The organism is Nesterenkonia sphaerica (genome assembly GCF_005771565.1).
GTDB lineage: Bacteria > Actinomycetota > Actinomycetes > Actinomycetales > Micrococcaceae > Nesterenkonia > Nesterenkonia sphaerica.
The window spans coordinates 134108-150427 of sequence record NZ_VAWA01000008.1; the positions used below are offsets into that span (position 1 = coordinate 134108).

Here is a 16320-nt window from a genome sequence, read left to right on the forward strand (position 1 = left end):
GTACTTTTGTGCCTGACGGTGCCTGCTCACAGCAGAGAACCCAGGTCCGAGCCGACCGAGGGGTAGGTCGCGTTGGCGGAGCGGAGCTGACTCGCGGTGAGACCGTGCTTCATGGCCAGGCTGATGGTGTTGCCGAGTTCGGCGTAGTCAGCACCGAAGAGGTGAGCCCCTACAATCCGGTCATCGGACCGGTCCACCAAGATCTTGACTGCCCCGGCGTGTTCGCCGATGCGGTGCTGGGAGTACCAGCCGCTGGTGTCGGTGTACCGCACCTCCACATCAACGCCGCTGGCACGCGCCTCCTCTTCGAGCATGCCGATCCGGACGAGCTCGGGGATGCTGAACACCGTGGTCGGTGTGGCACTGTAGTCCGGCACTGCGGTCGCGGATTTCAGCATATTGGAGGCGGCAACCTTCGCCTCGGCCACCGCCACCGGGGTCAACGGCCGGCCGGGCGTGGCCGCGGCGTCGCCGGCGGCGTAGACACGGGGGTTCGTCGTGCTCTGCAGGTGGGCTTCGACCTCAACTCCGGCGTCGCCGTAACGGACCCCCGCGGCCTCCAGGTTCAGCCGGGCGAGATCAGCCTGCCGCCCGGCACCATGGACCACCAGGTCCGTCTCCACAGTGGTGGTACCCCGAGGTGTCTCGAGACTGACCGTGTACCCGGTTCCGGTCTTTTCGATGCTGGCGATGCTGGTGCGGCGCCTGACTTCCACCCCCGCCTCGGCGCCGCGGGCCACCAGCAGCTCCACCAGATCGGCATCGAACTCTTTCAGCGGCCGCACGCCGCGATCGACGATGACCGTGGTGCTGCCGGCCCGGGCCGCGATATGGGCGAATTCGAACGAGATGAACCCGCCGCCGAGGAACACAATACGCCCCGGCAGGTCCGTCAGGTTCAGGAACTCGGTGCTGTCGATCAGATGCTCTGACCCTGGGAAATCCAGCGGACGCGGCACTGCGCCGGTGGCGATCAGCACCTTCGCCGCCGTGTGCTCGGCCTGAGCAACGAGCACACTCCGGGGCCCGGTGAACTGCGCCGGCCCGTGCAGGGCGTCCACCCCGTGGGTGCGCAGATTCTGCTCCATCTGCTGCGGCAGCGGATCGGTGAAAGTGTGCTTGTGCTGGTTCAGCGCAGCCCAGTCCATGGCCAGACCGGGATCGAGGACGCCCTTGCCTGCCATGAGCCGGGCAGCCTCGACCACCTCCGCGCCGCGGCGCAGGATCTTCTTCGGGTCACAACCGCGCAGCGCGCATGTGCCGCCGTAGGGCAGGTCATCGACGATGCCGACCCGCCACCCTTGGGAGGCGCATTTGGTGGCGGCGGAGATACCTGCCATGCCGGCACCGATGACCAGCAGGTCGTACTCGTGGTCCATGCTGATGCTCCGTTCCGGTAGGCGGCCGTGGCGGGCAGCGCTGTTCCCAGTCTAGAGTCAGGCCATGAGCGCACCCTCAGTCATCGTCTTCGACGTCAATGAGACCTTGTCCGATATGGCACCGTTGGCGGGGCGGTTCGAGGCCATCGGAGCGCCCCGGCACCTCGCACCGCTGTGGTTCTCCCATCTGTTGCGTGACGGCTTCGCCCTCACCGCTGCCGGAGACCGTGCCGGCTTTGCTGAGATCGGTACCGCAATGCTGCATGAGGTGCTGCACGGCCTGCCGTTGACCACTGACCGTGAGCAGGGCGTGCGGTACGTGATGGAGGGATTCGGCCAGCTGCTGGTGCATCCGGATGTCCCGCCTGGTGTCCGAGCGCTGCGCGCCCGCGGCTTCCGGCTGGTCACCCTGAGCAATGGTGCGGCGGAGGTCGCGCGCGGCCTGCTGGATCGCTCCGGGATCACCCCGGAGTTCGAGCAGCTGCTCTCAGTGGAGGATGCCGCGGCGTGGAAGCCGGCCCGCTCGGCCTATGAGTATGCCGCCGGTCAGTGCGGGGTCCAGCCGGAGGAGATGATGCTGGTGGCGGTCCACCCGTGGGATATCCACGGTGCGGCGCGTGCGGGTCTGGGCACGGGATGGATCAACCGGGACGGCGGGCGCTGGCCCGGTTACTTCCACGCGCCCGAGGTCACCGCCGGCTCCATGGAGGAGCTTGCGGAAGCGCTCCGTGGTGCAGGCGACCACCCGCACCGGCCCTGAACACGGCGTCGTCCTCAGGGCCGGTGCGGTGCGTCCGACGTCTGGCTCTCAGACCTTGTCGCTGAACGTGCCGTCGTTCTCCCCGGCGAAGAACCTGCGTCCGTAGATCAGCAGGCAGAGCACAACTCCGGCCGCCAGACCCCAGGCGGCCCCCATGAGCGCCAGGGTGGCCGCAGTGATGCCGGCGATGCCCAGGTCTCGCTGGCTGCGGGCTTCCATAATGCCGATGCGCACGCTCACGAACCCTTGGATGAGCAGGGTCAGCGCCATGGCGACCCCCAGAATGGGTTCCACCAGGGTCACGATCGGCAGCAGGAGCAGCCCTGTGTTGGTGCCCCAGCGGAAGGAGCCCATTCCGCCGAAGATCGACTTCATCGCCTTCCGGCCGGACTTGTAGCGCTCCACGACCACGGCCTGCATGGCCGCCCAGACCGGACCGGCCATGGCCACATCCGGGCCGATGACGCCCATGAGCGTGTTGCGGGCACCGAAGATCATGTGTGCACGGTCAGGGTCATACTCGACGTGCTCGTCAGGCCGGGCCTTATTGGCTTCTTTGAGCAGCCCGTCGGCCTGGAGGGTGTCACCGAACACCACAATGTAAGTGGCCAGCACCGTGGGGATCGCCAGGGCGAACATCTCCAGCGGCGGCAGACCGAGACCGAAGACGGTGTACTCCCGCCACAGGGTGATGAAGTCGGGCTGGATGATGCCCCATTCCACCTCAGACCATTCGGCCTCCCCGGCCAGGGGTGCGACGATCACCGCGATCAGGATGCAGGGCAGGACCCCGAGTTTGCCGATCTGCATGGCGAACCGGTTGCGCTCCCGCCAGGAGGCGAAGGAGCGTGAATACATCAGGAAGAACGCCAAGCCGACCGCGACGGTGATGGTGACGGGGAAGTCGTGGAACTCTCCGCCTTCGTCGAAGATGCGCTGGACCGCGGCGATGCCGGCGCCGATGAGCACACCGGACTTAATGGCCGCCGGGATCGCCTTGACCACCCGGCGGGCCAATCCGGTCACGCCCAGGGTGATGGAGAACAGCCCCAGCAATATTTGGAAAGAGATCAGCGCGTGTATTCGCTCCTCCCCTTCCGGGAAAGTTTCGCAATAGGCCATCACCAGCGGGATCGCCGGGGTGATCCAGCCGGGGACTACCGGGTCGCCCAGCAGGTGGTGGGTCAGGTAGAGCAGACCGTTGATGAGGATGACCGCCAGCGCCACCTCGAACGGCATGCCCAGCAGGGTGACCATCAGAGGGATGGCGGCCAGGTCCACCGCGCACATGAACAGGCCCTGAGTGTAGTCCGCCCACTCGAACCGGTAGTGGACAAAGGGCAGCCGGATCTCAAAGGGGCCCGCCTTCCAGTGCGGCTCTGTGGCCGGCTTGCCGTTGCCGTTGCCTTTTCCGTGCGGCTTCTTCGGATCGTCCTCGGCGCCGGGGCCGGGATCTGTGCTGATCTGTGACACGTTAGGCTTCCTGCCTGTCGAAAGTGATGATCTGGCGGACGGCGCGCCCGGCGGCGAGGTCGTCCATGGCGTGGTTGATGTCGGCCAGGGCGATGTGTGAGCTGATGAGCCTCTCCACCGGCAGCCGGCCCTGGCGCCAGAGCTGCTCGTAGTGGGGGATGTCGCGCTTCGGCACTGATGAGCCCAGGTAGGAGCCCATGATGGTGCGGGCCTCGCCGGTGATGATGGCCGGCGGGATCGCGGCGGCGGCCTCCGGGTGGGGGAACCCCACGGTCACCGTCACGCCCCCCACAGCTGTAGCGCGGAAGGCGGTCTCGAACGCCGCCGGCTGACCGGCACATTCGACGACGCGGTCGGCTTTGATGCCCTCGGCGTCGAGCTGCTGGGGCGTGTAGACCTCATGGGCTCCGATCTCACGGGCGAGGTCCAGCTTGTCCTGGGCCATGTCGACGCCGATGATCCGGTGATAGCCCTCCCCCACGGCAGTCAGCAGGGCCGCCAGCCCGACGCCGCCGAGCCCGACGATCATCACCGTGTCGGAGGGCCCGGGTTTCGCGGCGTTGAGCAGGGAGCCGCCTCCGGTGAGCACCGCGCAGCCGAGCACTGCCGCCACCTCAGCGGGGACGTCATGCCCTACCGGCACCACAGTGGCCTGATCGACCACGGCGTAGCTGGCGAACCCGGAGACCCCCAGGTGGTGGTGGATCTCCTGGTCCTTCCGGGTCAATCTGCGGCCTCCGCTGAGCATGCGCCCTTCGGCGTTGGCGGCGCTTCCCGGCGTGCAGGGCAGCCGGCCGTCGGCGGCACAGTTTTCGCAGTCCTCACACCGGGGCAGGAACGTCATCACCACCCGCTGTCCGGGTTCGATGCCGTCGACGTCGTCGCCGACTGCTTCCACGATCCCGGCCGCCTCGTGGCCCAGCAGCATGGGCACCGGTCGCGCCCGGTCGCCGTTGACCACAGAAAGATCCGAGTGGCAGACCCCGGCGGCCTCCATGCGCACCAGCAGCTCGGTGGCCCGGGGTTCTTGGAGTTCGAGTTCGCTGATGCTCAGCGGGGTGGTGTCAGCGTACGGACCCGGCCGGCCCACTTCCTCCAATACGGCCCCAGTGATCTTCATCTGATGTGTGTCCTCTCCTCGCGAATGGGCGCCCGGTGACTGTGATCACAAAGCAAGCTCTGCGATCCAACCAGATGAGGGCGGCGTCGGACCAGCAGATGGCATGTGCCTGATATCCATGAACCGGCATAAACTGTGTGCATGGTTGCCATTTCCACCTCGGGGCGGGAGGCTCTTCTGAGCGCCCTGCTGGACACCGCCGCTGAACTCTCCAGCCTGCGGGATGTGGAATCGGTGCTGGCGTCCATTGTGCGGCGGACCCGGCAGCTGGTGCGCTCAGATATGGCCTATATCAGTCTCAATGATCACACCGAGGGCACTACCTACATCCGCCAGTCCGACGGCGTGGCCACCAGTGCATACCGCAGCATCCGGATGCCCATCGGCACTGGAATCCTGGGGTTGGTGGCTGCCGGTGAGGCTCCTTACCAGACCACCGACTACCTGCCGGATGCCTCAGTGCAGCACATCGCGGAGATCGACGAGATCGTGGCCGGCGAGGGGGTACGCACCATCATGGGTGTTCCGCTGGTGGTGGGCGGTCGCGTCATCGGTGCCCTGATGGTGGCCGAACGGTCCCACCGCGTCTTCAGTCCCGACGAAGTCAGCATGGTCGACTCCCTGGGTAAGCACGCCGCGGTGGCCCTGGACAATGCGGAGAAGTACGCCCAAGCCCTGCGTGATGCTGAACTGCTCAGCCGGAAGAATGCGCAGAACCAGCAGGAGCTGCTCTCGCTGGCGGAGATCGCCCGATTCGATGAGGAGCTGCTGCACGCAGTGCTGCAGAGCCACTCCACCGAGGAAGTCCTCGAGGTGACCGCCAGGACGCTGGCGCTTCCTGTCGCCCTGCTCAACGAGCGCGGCGACAAGCTCTCGGTGGCCAGCCCTCCCACCGCAGACCGTCGCAGTGGGGCAGACACCAGCGGCAGTCACGCAGGTGGCGACCCGGTGGATTTCTCCCCGGCGTCGTTGCAGCAATGCCTTAAGGAGGTGGACCGCGCCGGCCGCGCCCAAGTGCTGCCGCTGCCACCCCGCGGTGACGGGCCGGACCACGAGGTGGTTCTCGCACCGGTACGCTCCTCGCACGCTTCCCTGGGGTATCTCCTGGTCGGCCAGCGGTTGAGCCAGGTCCAGCAGACGCTGCTGGAACGGGCCGCCTCGCACTGTGCGCTGGCGCTGCTGTTCCTCGGTGCTGAGGAGGACGCTCAGCACCGGGCGCAGCTGGACGTGCTCGACGAGCTGCTCAGAGGCGAGAAGGTGCCGCGCTCCCGGCTGGACCGGCGGCTGCGCCACTGGGGCCTGAGCTCCAGTGACCGCGTCTGGGTGGCGGCGATCGCTCATCCTTCTGCACAGGAACGCCAGGTGCAGCGTCACTTCAGGCAACTGCCCGGTACCGGACTGCTGGCTGCGGTCGACGGTGAGCTCTGCGCCGTGTTCACCTCACCGGATTGGGTGACCGGCTTCCAGGCACTGGACACCCTGGCCGAGGAGACTTTCGCCGCCTACGCCGGGCCGATGGACTCCGTGACGCAGCTGCCGGCGTTCTGGCGCCGGGCCAAGAGCGGACTGGCGGCCCTGCGGTATTCGGGGCAGCCGGGAATTGCCGACGCCTCCCGCATGGGCCTGGTGGCCTCGGTGGTGCACCTGGCTGCGGAATCCGATCACGCGGACCTGACCGCAGAGGTCTCCCCTCTGCTGGAGTACGACGCCCAGCGCGGAACGTCACTGACCGCCACCGCACTGGCGTATTTTGACGCTGACCGGCGTATTGACCGCACCGCCGAGGCCCTGTTTATGCACCGCAACACCGTCCGGCAGCGCTTGGGCACTATCACCAAGCTCCTGGGCCGAGGGTGGGACGCGGCCCCGCGAGCACTGGATGTGCACCTGAGCCTCCGCGCCTGGGCGCTCTCAGCCGGCAGCACAGACGTGGCGAAGAGGCCGCCGAACTAGGGTTCCCGGCGCCTGGGGTCTGCCTCCTGCTGCGAGTGCTGCTGCAGGAACCGGTAGACCTCGGTGGTGTCCACCCCGGGGAAGGCGCCCTCCGGCATGGCGGCCAGCAGGTGGGTGTTGGCCCGGGACGCTGGCCAGGCGTGTCCGTCCCACACCTCGGCCAGACCGGCCGGCGGGAGCCGGCAGCAGGTGGGATCGTCCGGGCAGCGTGAGACCGACCTGGATTGGGTGTCCTTGCCGCGGAACCACTTGGCGTGCTCGAACGGCACCCCGATGGACAGTGAGTACACCCCCGAGGAGTGGCCCTCCGTGCGGGCGGTGCACCAGAACGTGCCGGAGGGGGTGTCGGTGTACTGATTGAAGGAACGGAACTTGTCTTTGACGTCGAAGACCTGGCGCGAGGTCCATTCCCGGCAGATCGTCTGACCCTCAATTGCCCCGGAGTGGTCGGCCGGGAAGCTGACGCCGTCGTTCTCATAGGCTTTATGGATGATCCCGGACTCATGCACCTTCTGAAAATGACACGTGATGCCCAGGTGCTCAGTGGCCAGGTTGGTGAACCGGTGCGCGGCGGACTCATAGGAGACGGCGAAGGCATCGCGCAGGTCCTCGATCGCCAGCTCTTTGGCGCGCTTGGCGGTGGCGAGGAACTCCACTGCCGGCTGCTGCGGCATCAGCAGGGCTGCGGCGAAGTAATTGGTGTAGACCCGCTGGCGCAGGAACTCTGAGTAGTCACGGGGCTCGGTGTGGCCCAGCACGTGGTGGCCCAGAGCCTGCAGCAGCACCGACCTGGAATCCCAATCCCGGGACCGGCCTTGGGTGAGATAGATGATCTTGTTCAGCTGGTCGGTCACCGAGCGGGTGGAGTTGGGCAGGTTCGGCACAAAGCGGATGGAGAACCCCAGCTGTTCGGCGATCCGGGCGGCAATGTGGTGGCCCAACGGCCCGGAGGTGTAGCCGACCCGCTTCAGCAGCTCAGCCGCCTGGGCCTCGATCTCCGGGTAGTAGTTGTTGCGGGACTTCATCTCCTCGCGCAGCTCGGTGTTCGCCCGCCGGGCCTCCTCCGGGGTGGCCGCCTGCTCCTCCAGCCGTCGCTTCAGCTCCCGCTGCAGCGCCACCAGGGACTCCAACACGTCCATCGGCAGCCGGTTCGAAATCCGCACGGTGGGCAGTCCGAGGGCGGCGTAGAGGGGCCCGCGCTGGGTCTTCTCCAGCTCGATCTCCAACCCCGCCCGCTTCGACGGCGGCTCCGCGCCCATCAGGTGTTCCATCCCCACACCCAAGGCTCGGCTGAGCTGCTGCAGCTGGGAGAGCTTGGGTTCGCGTTTGCCGTTCTCCAACAGGGACAGTTGGCTCGGGGCGGTGCCGACCTTCTCCGCCAAGTCATCCAGGGTCATTCCCTGTTTCTTGCGCAGGTGACGCACCCGGCGGCCCAGGGCAATGAGGTCCAGGGCGTCGTCGTTCTCTGCTGGGGCGAGCTCCGCTGCGCGCATGGTGACAGTGTAAGTCAGTAGCGGCTGATCAGCCTGACTGCGATGAGGTGTTATATATAACGACTTTTAAGTATTTGATAGTTTAGACATCCCAGAGTCACTTGCACAGGAAGTTTTGAGGGTGTCAGCATTCGAGAATAATCCCGCCTCCGCGGTACGTGTGCAGAATGTCTACAAGGCGTTCGGCAAACGGCCGGAGTCGATGGTGAAGAGACTGAAGGACGGGGCCACCCGTGAGGAGCTCCGCTCCCAAGGAACGGCTGCGGTGATTGACGCCTCCTTTGACGTGCCACCGGGTGAGATCTTCGTGGTAATGGGCCTCTCCGGCTCCGGCAAATCCACCCTGATCCGCACGCTGAACGGCATTCAGCCAGCCACCTCAGGGTCGGTGGAAATCTTCGGTCAGGACATCACCAAGGTGAACACGCGGCGTCTGCGCAGCATCCGCCGGGAGAAGATCTCCATGGTCTTCCAGCACTTCGCGCTCATGCCCCACCGCACCGTGGGGCAGAACGCCGCCTACTCCCTGGAGGTCCGGGGAGTCAACCGCAGCGAGCGTGAGAAGAGAGCTAACGATGCGCTGAAGCTGGTGGGGCTCGGCGGCTACGGCGGGATGCGCCCGGACGAACTCTCCGGCGGGATGCGCCAGCGGGTAGGCCTGGCCCGCGCTCTGGCGGCGGAGACGGAGCTGATGCTGATGGATGAGGCCTTCAGCGCCTTGGACCCGCTGATCCGCAAGGAGATGCAGGACCAGCTGCTGGAGCTGCAGCAGGATCTGGGCAAGACCATCGTGTTCATCACCCATGACCTCAACGAGGCCATGCGGCTGGGCAACCGGATCGCGATGATGCGCGACGGCCGAATTGTCCAAATCGGGACCACGGAGCAGATCCTCAACGACCCCGCCAATGACTACGTCGCGCAGTTCATCCAGGATGTGGACCGCACCCGGGTGCTGACCGCCGGGGAGATCAAAGAGCCGCCGGTGGCCCTGCTGGGCGCCGAACAAGGCCCGCGGGCGGCCCACCGCCTGATGCGCCAGCACCAGACCAGCGCCCTGTGCGTGGTCAATCAGAGCCGGGTACTCCAAGGTGTGGTGTACGAGCACGACATTGCCGAGGGAGTCGCGGCCGGCAAAGAGACCCTGGCCGGGCTGCTCAAACCGATGCCGGCGGCCAGGGAGGAGACCTACCTGGCTGAACTCATGACAGCTGCCTCTGAACACGCCGCCGGGCTGGCCGTGATCGACGACGCCGGGAAGCTGCTGGGGGTCATTCCCCGGGTGACCCTGCTCAACGCGATGGCAGATCCCACCCCGACCTCTTCGGTACAGACCATCCATCAGGAGGTGGCCGCATGATGTTCGCTGGCGAGACGGAGGGAATGGGCATCCCCCGGGTAGCGGTGGGGGACTGGATCGAGACCGGCTTCAACTGGGCCCGGTCCAACCTCGGTGAGGTCTTCGCTCTGATGCGCAACGGCTTGGAGACCCTCACCGAGGACTGGCTGGAGACGCTGCTGACCTGGCCCGATGCGCTGGTGCTCTCAGTGATTTTCGCGCTGCTGGCCTGGATGGTGCGCGATTGGAAGCTTGGCGTGCTGACCCTGGTCCTGATGGTCTCCATCATCGCCATGGACCAATGGGACAACGCCATGGCCACCCTCGCCCTGGTGCTGGTGGCCACTGGCGTGGCACTGGTGATCGCGATACCGGTCGGGGTGCTGGCGGCGAAGTCTGACCGTGTCTCCAGCGCGGTCCGGCCGATCATGGACCTGATGCAGACTATGCCTGCTCTGGTCTGGCTGGTGCCTGTGGTGACCCTGTTCAGCATCGGGGTGCCTGCCGGCGTCGTCGCCACCCTGATCTTCTGCCTCCCGCCGGGGGTGCGCTTCACCGAGCTGGGCATCCGTCAGGTGGACCGTGAGGTTGTCGAGGCCGGGCACGCCTTCGGCAGCACTCCCGGTCAGATCCTGTTCCGCATTCAGCTGCCGCTGGCGGTGAAGACCATCATGGCCGGGGTGAACCAGGTGATCATGCTGGCGCTGTCCATGGCGGTGATTGCCGGGTTCGTCGGCGCTGGAGGACTGGGCGGTGAGGTCGCCCGCGCCATCGGAAGCCTGGACATCGCGCTCGGGTTTGAGGCCGGGCTCTCGGTGGTGGTGCTGGCGATCTACCTGGACCGCGTCACCGCCGCAGTCGGCGACGGCTCCGGGATCCTGACCAAGCTGCTGCGCCGCCGCAGGCCCGCCCCGGAGCAGGTTTCGGCGACCGAGCCCGCCGGGACCGACGTCCCCACCGTGAAGAACGCCTGACTCCCAGCCTCCGTCTCCCGGGACGGGAGATAATGAAGAACCGCACCTATGAAGGGAAGGACAAGAAGATGAGAACATCATCCACACTCCTGAAGTCCGCAGCCATCGCCTCGATGCTCGGCCTGACGCTCGCCGCCTGCGGTGAGGACGCCGGGGACAACGGCGAGGAGCCAGAGGACGCTGATGTTGAGGACACTGACACGGACACCGAGGACGACGACGCCGATGAGGCTGATGCGGACGATGACGCCGAGGCTGCCGGCGACGGCGGCACAGTCACCTTGGGCATCATCCCTTCCTGGACTGACGGGCTGTCTATGGCCTACCTGTGGCAGGCCATCCTGGAGGATGAGGGCTACGAGGTAGAGATCGAAGAGATCAACGACGCCGCCCCGCTGTACACCGGCGTGGCCAACGGCGACCTCCACGTCTACCCCTCCGCCTGGCCCGAGGTCACCCACGCCGACTACATGGAGCAGTACGGTGACGACCTCGAGGACCTCGGCGCCTACTACGAGGGCGCGGTGCTGACACTGGCAGTGCCGGAGTACACCGAGATCGACTCCCTCGAGGAACTGGCAGACAACGCGGATATGTTCGGCGGCCGGGTAGTCGGCATTGAGCCGGGCTCCGGACACATGGGCGTCACCGCTGATTCGGTGTTTCCCGAATACGGCTTGGATGAGGAGTTCACCCTGGCTGATTCCTCCACCGCGGCCATGCTGACCGAGCTGGACAGCGCCATCGCAGCAGAAGAGGACATTGTGGTCACCCTGTGGCGGCCGTTCTGGGCCTACGGCGAGTGGGACCTGAAGGACCTGGAGGACCCTGCCCAAGCCTTGGGCGAGCCGGAGACCCTGAACTTCATCGCCAACTCCGAGTTCTCCTCGGAGTTCCCTGAGGTGGCCGAATGGATGGGCGAGTTCCAGCTCACCGATGATGAGTACGCCGAGCTCGAGGACCTTGTGGTCAACGAGTACGAGGATGACCCTGAAGCCGGTGCTCGCGCCTGGTGGGAGAACAACTCCGAGCTGATCGAGGACATCATCAACTGACGCTGAACGCCCTTAACGCACTGCGCCCCCGGAGTCCTGAGATGTCTCCGGGGGCGCAGTGCGTGTGGCGGGTCAGGCGGCTTGGGCCCGAGCGGCGGGGCGGACCATCAGCACCGCGGCGCTGCTGGCCTGGCCGTCCTCGTCGTCGTCCAGGTCCGGCTCACCAGGACGGAGGTGAATGGCGCGGATGGTGCCCTCCTGAAGGCCCATCAGCTCCTCCGCGCGGATGAAGAGCTCCTGCCACAGCTGCAGCTCCTCCTCCCCCTCCGTGCCGGGGAGCGAGACGAACGGCGCACGGCCTTCGGCCAGCAGCCGCCGGGCATTGCGGTGGATATGCAGTCCGAAGTCCACAATGCCGGCCGAGAGCGCGCTGCCGTTGCACAGGATCCGCTCTTCGCTGCGGGTCAGCCGGCGGGGGCTGATGAAGCTGCTGGGCGGCTCGGTAAGGTGCCGCTGCACCAGTGCTTGCCAACCGGACGAGGACCGCGGGGTCTCCGAGCCCAACCCCAGCTCACCCAACCGAGGGGCGAACTCGCGGTGCAGCGTCGCCAGGAACTCCAGCGCCGCGCCGGTGAAGAGTTCGTTCTGCCGTGGCACGGCCGGTCCGGCAAGAGTGATTCCGTTGATGGTGATGGTCTGTCCGGTATTCATGACATTGGTTCCTTATCTGCTCACGCTCAGGCCTGCTGCCCGGTGAACTCTAAAATTGGCCCTCTTCGGTGGATCCTCGCAGCGCAACCGTGGAGGATTCGGGATTCAAAGTGGTGGAGACGGCGTCGAAGTAGCCGGTGCCAACTTCGCGCTGGTGCTTGGTGGCGGTGTACCCCTGAGCCTCGGCGGCGAACTCCTTCTCCTGCAGCTCCACGTACGCCTTCATCTGCTCGGAGTTGTAGCCCTTGGCGAGCTCGAACATCGAGTAGTTCAGGGCGTGGAAGCCGGCCAGGGTGATGAACTGGAAGGTGAAGCCCATCTTGCCCAGTTCGCGCTGGAACTTGGCGATGGTCTCGTCGTCGAGGTGCTTGCGCCAGTTGAATGACGGAGAGCAGTTGTAGGCCAGCATCTGGTCCGGGAACTCCGACTTCACTGCCTCGGCGAACTTCTTGGCCAGCTCCAGGTCCGGAGTGCCGGTCTCCATCCAGATCAGATCTGAGTATGGTGCGTAGGCCTTTGCCCGGGCGATGCAGGGTTCGATCCCGTTGCGGACCTTGTAGAAGCCTTCCGCGGTGCGCTCACCGGTGATGAACGGCTTGTCGCGGTCGTCGACGTCGGAGGTGATCAGGGTGGCCGCCTCAGCATCAGTCCGGGCGATGATCACGCTGGGAGTGTTGGAGACATCGGCGGCCAGACGGGCTGACTGCAGTGTCCGAATGTGCTGCCCGGTGGGGATGAGCACCTTGCCGCCCAGGTGGCCGCACTTCTTCTCGCTGGCCAGCTGGTCCTCCCAGTGCACGCCCGCCGCGCCGGCGCCGATCATCTGCTTCATCAGCTCGTAGGCGTTGAGCGGGCCGCCGAAGCCTGCCTCAGCATCGGCCACGATCGGCACGACCCAGTCCTCGACGGTGCGCTTGCCCTCCAGGTACTCAATTTGGTCCGCGCGCAGCAGCGCGTTGTTGATCCTGCGGACCACGGAGGGAACCGAGTTGGCCGGGTAGAGCGACTGGTCCGGGTAGGTCTGGCCCGAGAGGTTGGCGTCCCCGGCCACCTGCCAGCCGGAGAGGTAGATGGCGCGCAGCCCGGCCTTGACCTGCTGCACGGCCATGTTGCCGGTCAGTGCGCCGAGGGCGTTGGTGAACTTGCCGGCGGCGTGCTCCTCGGTGAGCTGGTCCCACAGCTTCTCTGCTCCGCGCTTGGCCAGGGTCTGCTCCTCCTGGACGGTGCCCTGGAGGCGGATGACCTCCTCAGCAGAGTAGTCGCGGGTGGTCCGGCTCCACCGTGGGTTGGTGTCCCACTCCTTCTGCAGGGCCTGCGCCTTCTCTGCGAACACGTCCCGAGTCTCAGGCTGGAACTCCCCTTCCGGCGACGTGCCGTTCTGGGTTGGAGCGTTGATCAGGGTCTCAGTCATTGGTCTCTCCTTCGAGGGTGGCCGTCATCTCTGACATTTCTAAGTTTTCGCCACTGCGCAACCCCCGCGCCACCGAAATCCAGGTAAAGATTTGCATTTCTTCGCGTTTTCGAAGAACAAGCGAAAGTCCGCCTCTCCCCTGGCCTCCGAGGCTCGTCTCCGGCGTCGAGACCTGCCTCGCTGCCCCGCGCTTCTGGTGTGCCCTCGCGCGCCCCCGGTGCGCGCCTAACCGCCCCGCGACACCCCGGCCCTCTCCGCCATCCCGATTGCCACAGGTGTCAATAAGCTCCACTCTCACGCGTCAAGGCGAGCTGAGAGCGGAGCGATTCGACATTCTTCAGGAGGGGCCCCGACCGGGTGGGGGCCGGCCGCTACAGTGAGTGGACCATGAGCAGCAGACCGCAAGACCCCAGACGCTTCACCCGCAGGAGAGTGCAGCGGCCAGAGCTTCCGCACGCCGGGCGGGCCCGCGATTCTCGAAGGGACGGCAAAGGGACCCGCCGGCGCTCGTGGACCCAAGGCGTGTGGATGTGGCTCGCCGTGGTGGTCTTGGCCATCCTGAGCGCAGGCGCGCTGAACTGGTGGAACCACCAACCCTTGGAGGTGCCAGAGGGATTCTCGGATGACGCCGTGGCTGCTGAGATGGTTCGCGTCATCGACGGCGACACGATCGTGGTCGCAGTGGAGGGCGAGGAAGAGCGAGTCCGACTGCTCAACATTGACACCCCGGAGACAGTTCATCCAAGTGAACCCGTGGAGTGCGGGGGTCCGGAGGCTTCGGAAGCGATCCGTGGGGTGCTGAGCCCAGGGGACGTCGTCGTGCTGGAATTCGACGAGGAGCTGCGGGACCGTTATGACCGGCTGCTGGCCGGCGTCTTCGTCGACGACATCTTCGTCAACGAGCACATGGCCCTCGAAGGTTGGGGCGAGCCTGCCTACTTCGCCCCCAACGACCGATTCCTCGCTATTGTCGAGGAGGCCTGGACTCAGGCTGAGGCGGACGAGGCGGGGATGTTCTCACCCCAGCTGGCGTGCTAACCGGGGCGAAAGGGCGCCCTCAGGCGTTGGCTTTCTTCCAACGCCGGGCCTGGATGAAGCTGCGGACGCCCAGCACTAGGTAGACCACCAGCACGATCAGCGAGATCAGCGCAGTCAACACTGCGGCAGGCCGCTCCGCCTCACCGGCGAACAGGGCACCCAGGTTGGCCAGGGGCATCAGCATGCCCAGGGCGCCGATCAGCGCGAGGACCAGTGCAATGTGGACCCCCACCATGAGGTTTTTCAAGGCGATTGCGCCACTGACCAGAAGCAGCAGACCGACAAGGGAAGGAATCAGTGCGGTCCAGTGGTCAGTGCCTTTGGCGATGGAGAATAGGTAACCGGCGAGGCCGACCACCACAAGGATCGCTCCAGTGATGAATGTCAGCTTAGGCATGGGTGAGGCAACGTAATCGCGGGACATAGCGCTCCTTGAAAGGGTGCAGGTGAAAGGCGTGTGACCTCATTCTACCCGCGTTTTCTACGCCGCGTAGAAATTAGGAACCCCACGCGCACCTGCCAGAGCCCGCTTACCCTTGCTACCTTCCGGTCCTGGGGGAGTTCAGCAGGATGACACCACGCGTGGGGCAGGCTCCATAGTATCGCGTGGGTCCCGGTGCAGGCGAACCAGGCCGCCAGCGGCAACGTCATCAGGCGTCACTTAGACTGACAGCAATGACGATTGATGACGCCACGCTCACCGCCCGACCACTGGTCAACCTCCGCGACTTCGGCGGCATACGTGTCTCAGGCGGGAGAATCCGACCGGCGGTTCTGTGGCGAGCCGACGATGTCACGATCTCTCCGCGGGAAGAAGTTTCCGCTCTGACCGCTCAGGGCCTCTCCGCCATCCTGGACCTTCGGTCGACTCCCGAGGTAGCGCATTCGCCCCATTGGTTGGCGCCGCAGCTCGGCATCGAAGCCCACCACTTGCCGCTTGCGGAAACGGCAGTGCACCCCCTGGCCCTGATGGAAGCGGCTCCGACCATGACCTCTCCGGCCGATGTCGGCCGGTGGTACGCGGGGTTGGTCCGCAGCCACATCCACGAGGTGGTGGAGGGATTGGAGGTTATCGGCCGGACTACCGGTGGGGTCCTATTTCACTGTGCAGCAGGCAAGGACCGGACCGGGATCCTGGCCGCTGTGGTGCTGCAGTTGCTGGGGGCGGATCGCAGCGTAATCGTGGAGGACTACGCACGCACCGAAAACAATCTCGCGGCGATCTTTGACAGGCTCGCCCATTCGGCCTACAGCCGGTCCAATGGGTCACAGCTAGACTCCGACGACGCCAAACGAGCAGCCGAGTTCTTCGCCTCAAAGCATCCGTTGCTCTCAGCTCCCGCCGACTCGATGGATTCGATGCTCGCCGCGCTCGGCGGAGGGTCCGGTCTGGTGGACTTGCTCAAGGACCACACTGACCCCGAGCGGTTGGCGGAGAACCTTCACCAGAAGCTGGTGGCATAGCCGCGGCTGATGGATTCCCCGGTCGATGTGCGAACTAGACGGCATTTCGGCTACGATGTATCGGTCCGCACAAGTGCAGGACAACTTTGGAGACGTGACCGAGCGGCCGAAGGAGCCACCCTGGAATGGTGGTGCAGGGTTAATTCTCTGCCGAGGGTTCAAATCCCTCCGTCTCCGCTCTGTGATGAGTCGGGACATGTGTCTCAGATG

14 protein-coding genes, 1 tRNA gene and 1 other RNA gene are annotated in these 16320 nt (G+C 65.8%); 8 read left to right on the top strand and 8 right to left on the bottom strand.

The window, feature by feature from the left end; genetic code table 11:
- Positions 1–26: 26 nt before the first annotated feature.
- On the bottom strand, positions 27–1379 hold the full coding sequence (locus tag FEF27_RS08075; RefSeq protein ID WP_138170342.1) for a dihydrolipoyl dehydrogenase family protein: 1353 nt from the start codon (positions 1377–1379) through the stop codon (positions 27–29).
- 64 nt (positions 1380–1443) lie between these two features.
- Between FEF27_RS08075 and FEF27_RS08080 the strand changes: the two genes are divergently transcribed.
- Complete coding sequence (locus tag FEF27_RS08080; RefSeq protein ID WP_138170343.1) at positions 1444–2139, top strand: haloacid dehalogenase type II; 696 nt, start codon at positions 1444–1446, stop codon at positions 2137–2139.
- A 48-nt stretch (positions 2140–2187) separates the two neighbouring features.
- Here the strand turns inward: FEF27_RS08080 and FEF27_RS08085 are convergent, their stop codons facing one another.
- Entirely contained in the window at positions 2188–3612 is a 1425-nt protein-coding gene (locus FEF27_RS08085) for a solute carrier family 23 protein (RefSeq protein WP_243729152.1), read from the bottom strand.
- 1 nt (position 3613) lies between these two features.
- Positions 3614–4732 (bottom strand): alcohol dehydrogenase catalytic domain-containing protein, encoded by a 1119-nt coding sequence (locus FEF27_RS08090; protein WP_138170344.1) that lies wholly within the window; start codon positions 4730–4732, stop codon positions 3614–3616.
- A gap of 141 nt (positions 4733–4873) precedes the next feature.
- Between FEF27_RS08090 and FEF27_RS08095 the strand changes: the two genes are divergently transcribed.
- Positions 4874–6685, top strand: a complete 1812-nt coding sequence (locus FEF27_RS08095; RefSeq protein WP_138170345.1) for a helix-turn-helix domain-containing protein — start codon at positions 4874–4876, stop codon at positions 6683–6685.
- Here FEF27_RS08095 and FEF27_RS08100 read toward each other — a convergent pair.
- Positions 6682–8178 (bottom strand): XRE family transcriptional regulator, encoded by a 1497-nt coding sequence (locus FEF27_RS08100; RefSeq protein ID WP_138170346.1) that lies wholly within the window; start codon positions 8176–8178, stop codon positions 6682–6684. The two genes, FEF27_RS08095 and FEF27_RS08100, sit on opposite strands and share 4 nt — an antisense overlap.
- 121 nt (positions 8179–8299) lie before the next feature.
- On the opposite strand from FEF27_RS08100, the gene FEF27_RS08105 reads away from it, so the two are divergent.
- The 3 genes from FEF27_RS08105 to FEF27_RS08115 all read left to right on the top strand — a co-directional run bounded on the left by FEF27_RS08105 (position 8300) and on the right by FEF27_RS08115 (position 11546).
- Complete coding sequence (locus tag FEF27_RS08105; protein ID WP_424991674.1) at positions 8300–9538, top strand: quaternary amine ABC transporter ATP-binding protein; 1239 nt, start codon at positions 8300–8302, stop codon at positions 9536–9538.
- The gene (locus tag FEF27_RS08110) at positions 9535–10491 is read left to right on the top strand and encodes an ABC transporter permease (protein ID WP_138170347.1); all 957 of its coding nucleotides are present in this window, start codon (positions 9535–9537) and stop codon (positions 10489–10491) included. The genes FEF27_RS08105 and FEF27_RS08110 overlap by 4 nt, the downstream gene beginning before the upstream one ends.
- A gap of 68 nt (positions 10492–10559) precedes the next feature.
- Complete coding sequence (locus tag FEF27_RS08115; protein WP_243729153.1) at positions 10560–11546, top strand: glycine betaine ABC transporter substrate-binding protein; 987 nt, start codon at positions 10560–10562, stop codon at positions 11544–11546.
- A gap of 72 nt (positions 11547–11618) precedes the next feature.
- Here FEF27_RS08115 and FEF27_RS08120 read toward each other — a convergent pair whose 3' ends face one another.
- Both FEF27_RS08120 and aceA read right to left on the bottom strand, forming a co-directional pair.
- Positions 11619–12197 (bottom strand): aldolase/citrate lyase/malate synthase family protein, encoded by a 579-nt coding sequence (locus FEF27_RS08120; RefSeq protein WP_138170348.1) that lies wholly within the window; start codon positions 12195–12197, stop codon positions 11619–11621.
- 49 nt (positions 12198–12246) lie between these two features.
- Positions 12247–13608 carry an isocitrate lyase gene (aceA, locus tag FEF27_RS08125; RefSeq protein WP_138170349.1) on the bottom strand — a complete coding sequence of 454 codons (1362 nt, stop codon included), beginning with the start codon at positions 13606–13608 and terminating at the stop codon, positions 12247–12249.
- Between the two features lie 387 nt (positions 13609–13995).
- On the opposite strand from aceA, the gene FEF27_RS08130 reads away from it, so the two are divergent.
- On the top strand, positions 13996–14646 hold the full coding sequence (locus tag FEF27_RS08130; RefSeq protein ID WP_138170350.1) for a thermonuclease family protein: 651 nt from the start codon (positions 13996–13998) through the stop codon (positions 14644–14646).
- 19 nt (positions 14647–14665) lie between these two features.
- Here FEF27_RS08130 and FEF27_RS08135 read toward each other — a convergent pair whose 3' ends face one another.
- The gene (locus tag FEF27_RS08135; protein WP_138170368.1) at positions 14666–15043 is read right to left on the bottom strand and encodes a hypothetical protein; all 378 of its coding nucleotides are present in this window, start codon (positions 15041–15043) and stop codon (positions 14666–14668) included.
- Between the two features lie 99 nt (positions 15044–15142).
- Positions 15143–15239: signal recognition particle sRNA small type (gene ffs, locus FEF27_RS08140), an RNA gene on the bottom strand.
- An 82-nt stretch (positions 15240–15321) separates the two neighbouring features.
- Here ffs and FEF27_RS08145 point away from each other — a divergent pair.
- Both FEF27_RS08145 and FEF27_RS08150 read left to right on the top strand, forming a co-directional pair.
- Positions 15322–16110 carry a tyrosine-protein phosphatase gene (locus FEF27_RS08145; protein WP_138170351.1) on the top strand — a complete coding sequence of 263 codons (789 nt, stop codon included), beginning with the start codon at positions 15322–15324 and terminating at the stop codon, positions 16108–16110.
- 88 nt (positions 16111–16198) lie between these two features.
- Positions 16199–16287 (top strand) — tRNA-Ser (locus FEF27_RS08150).
- The last annotated feature ends 33 nt before the right edge of the window (positions 16288–16320 follow it).

What these genes read in the sequence shown, in the direction of transcription:
- FEF27_RS08080 (WP_138170343.1), top strand. Translation starts at nt 1,444, where the DNA reads ATGAGCGCACCCTCAGTCATCGTCTTCGACGTCAATGAGACCTTGTCC.
- FEF27_RS08090 (WP_138170344.1), bottom strand. Translation starts at nt 4,732, where the DNA reads ATGAAGATCACTGGGGCCGTATTGGAGGAAGTGGGCCGGCCGGGTCCG.
- FEF27_RS08075 (WP_138170342.1), bottom strand. Translation starts at nt 1,379, where the DNA reads ATGGACCACGAGTACGACCTGCTGGTCATCGGTGCCGGCATGGCAGGT.
- FEF27_RS08095 (WP_138170345.1), top strand. Translation starts at nt 4,874, where the DNA reads ATGGTTGCCATTTCCACCTCGGGGCGGGAGGCTCTTCTGAGCGCCCTG.
- FEF27_RS08145 (WP_138170351.1), top strand. Translation starts at nt 15,322, where the DNA reads ATGACGATTGATGACGCCACGCTCACCGCCCGACCACTGGTCAACCTC.
- FEF27_RS08130 (WP_138170350.1), top strand. Translation starts at nt 13,996, where the DNA reads ATGAGCAGCAGACCGCAAGACCCCAGACGCTTCACCCGCAGGAGAGTG.
- FEF27_RS08115 (WP_243729153.1), top strand. Translation starts at nt 10,560, where the DNA reads ATGAGAACATCATCCACACTCCTGAAGTCCGCAGCCATCGCCTCGATG.
- aceA (WP_138170349.1), bottom strand. Translation starts at nt 13,608, where the DNA reads ATGACTGAGACCCTGATCAACGCTCCAACCCAGAACGGCACGTCGCCG.
- FEF27_RS08135 (WP_138170368.1), bottom strand. Translation starts at nt 15,043, where the DNA reads ATGCCTAAGCTGACATTCATCACTGGAGCGATCCTTGTGGTGGTCGGC.
- FEF27_RS08120 (WP_138170348.1), bottom strand. Translation starts at nt 12,197, where the DNA reads ATGAATACCGGACAGACCATCACCATCAACGGAATCACTCTTGCCGGA.
- FEF27_RS08100 (WP_138170346.1), bottom strand. Translation starts at nt 8,178, where the DNA reads ATGCGCGCAGCGGAGCTCGCCCCAGCAGAGAACGACGACGCCCTGGAC.
- FEF27_RS08110 (WP_138170347.1), top strand. Translation starts at nt 9,535, where the DNA reads ATGATGTTCGCTGGCGAGACGGAGGGAATGGGCATCCCCCGGGTAGCG.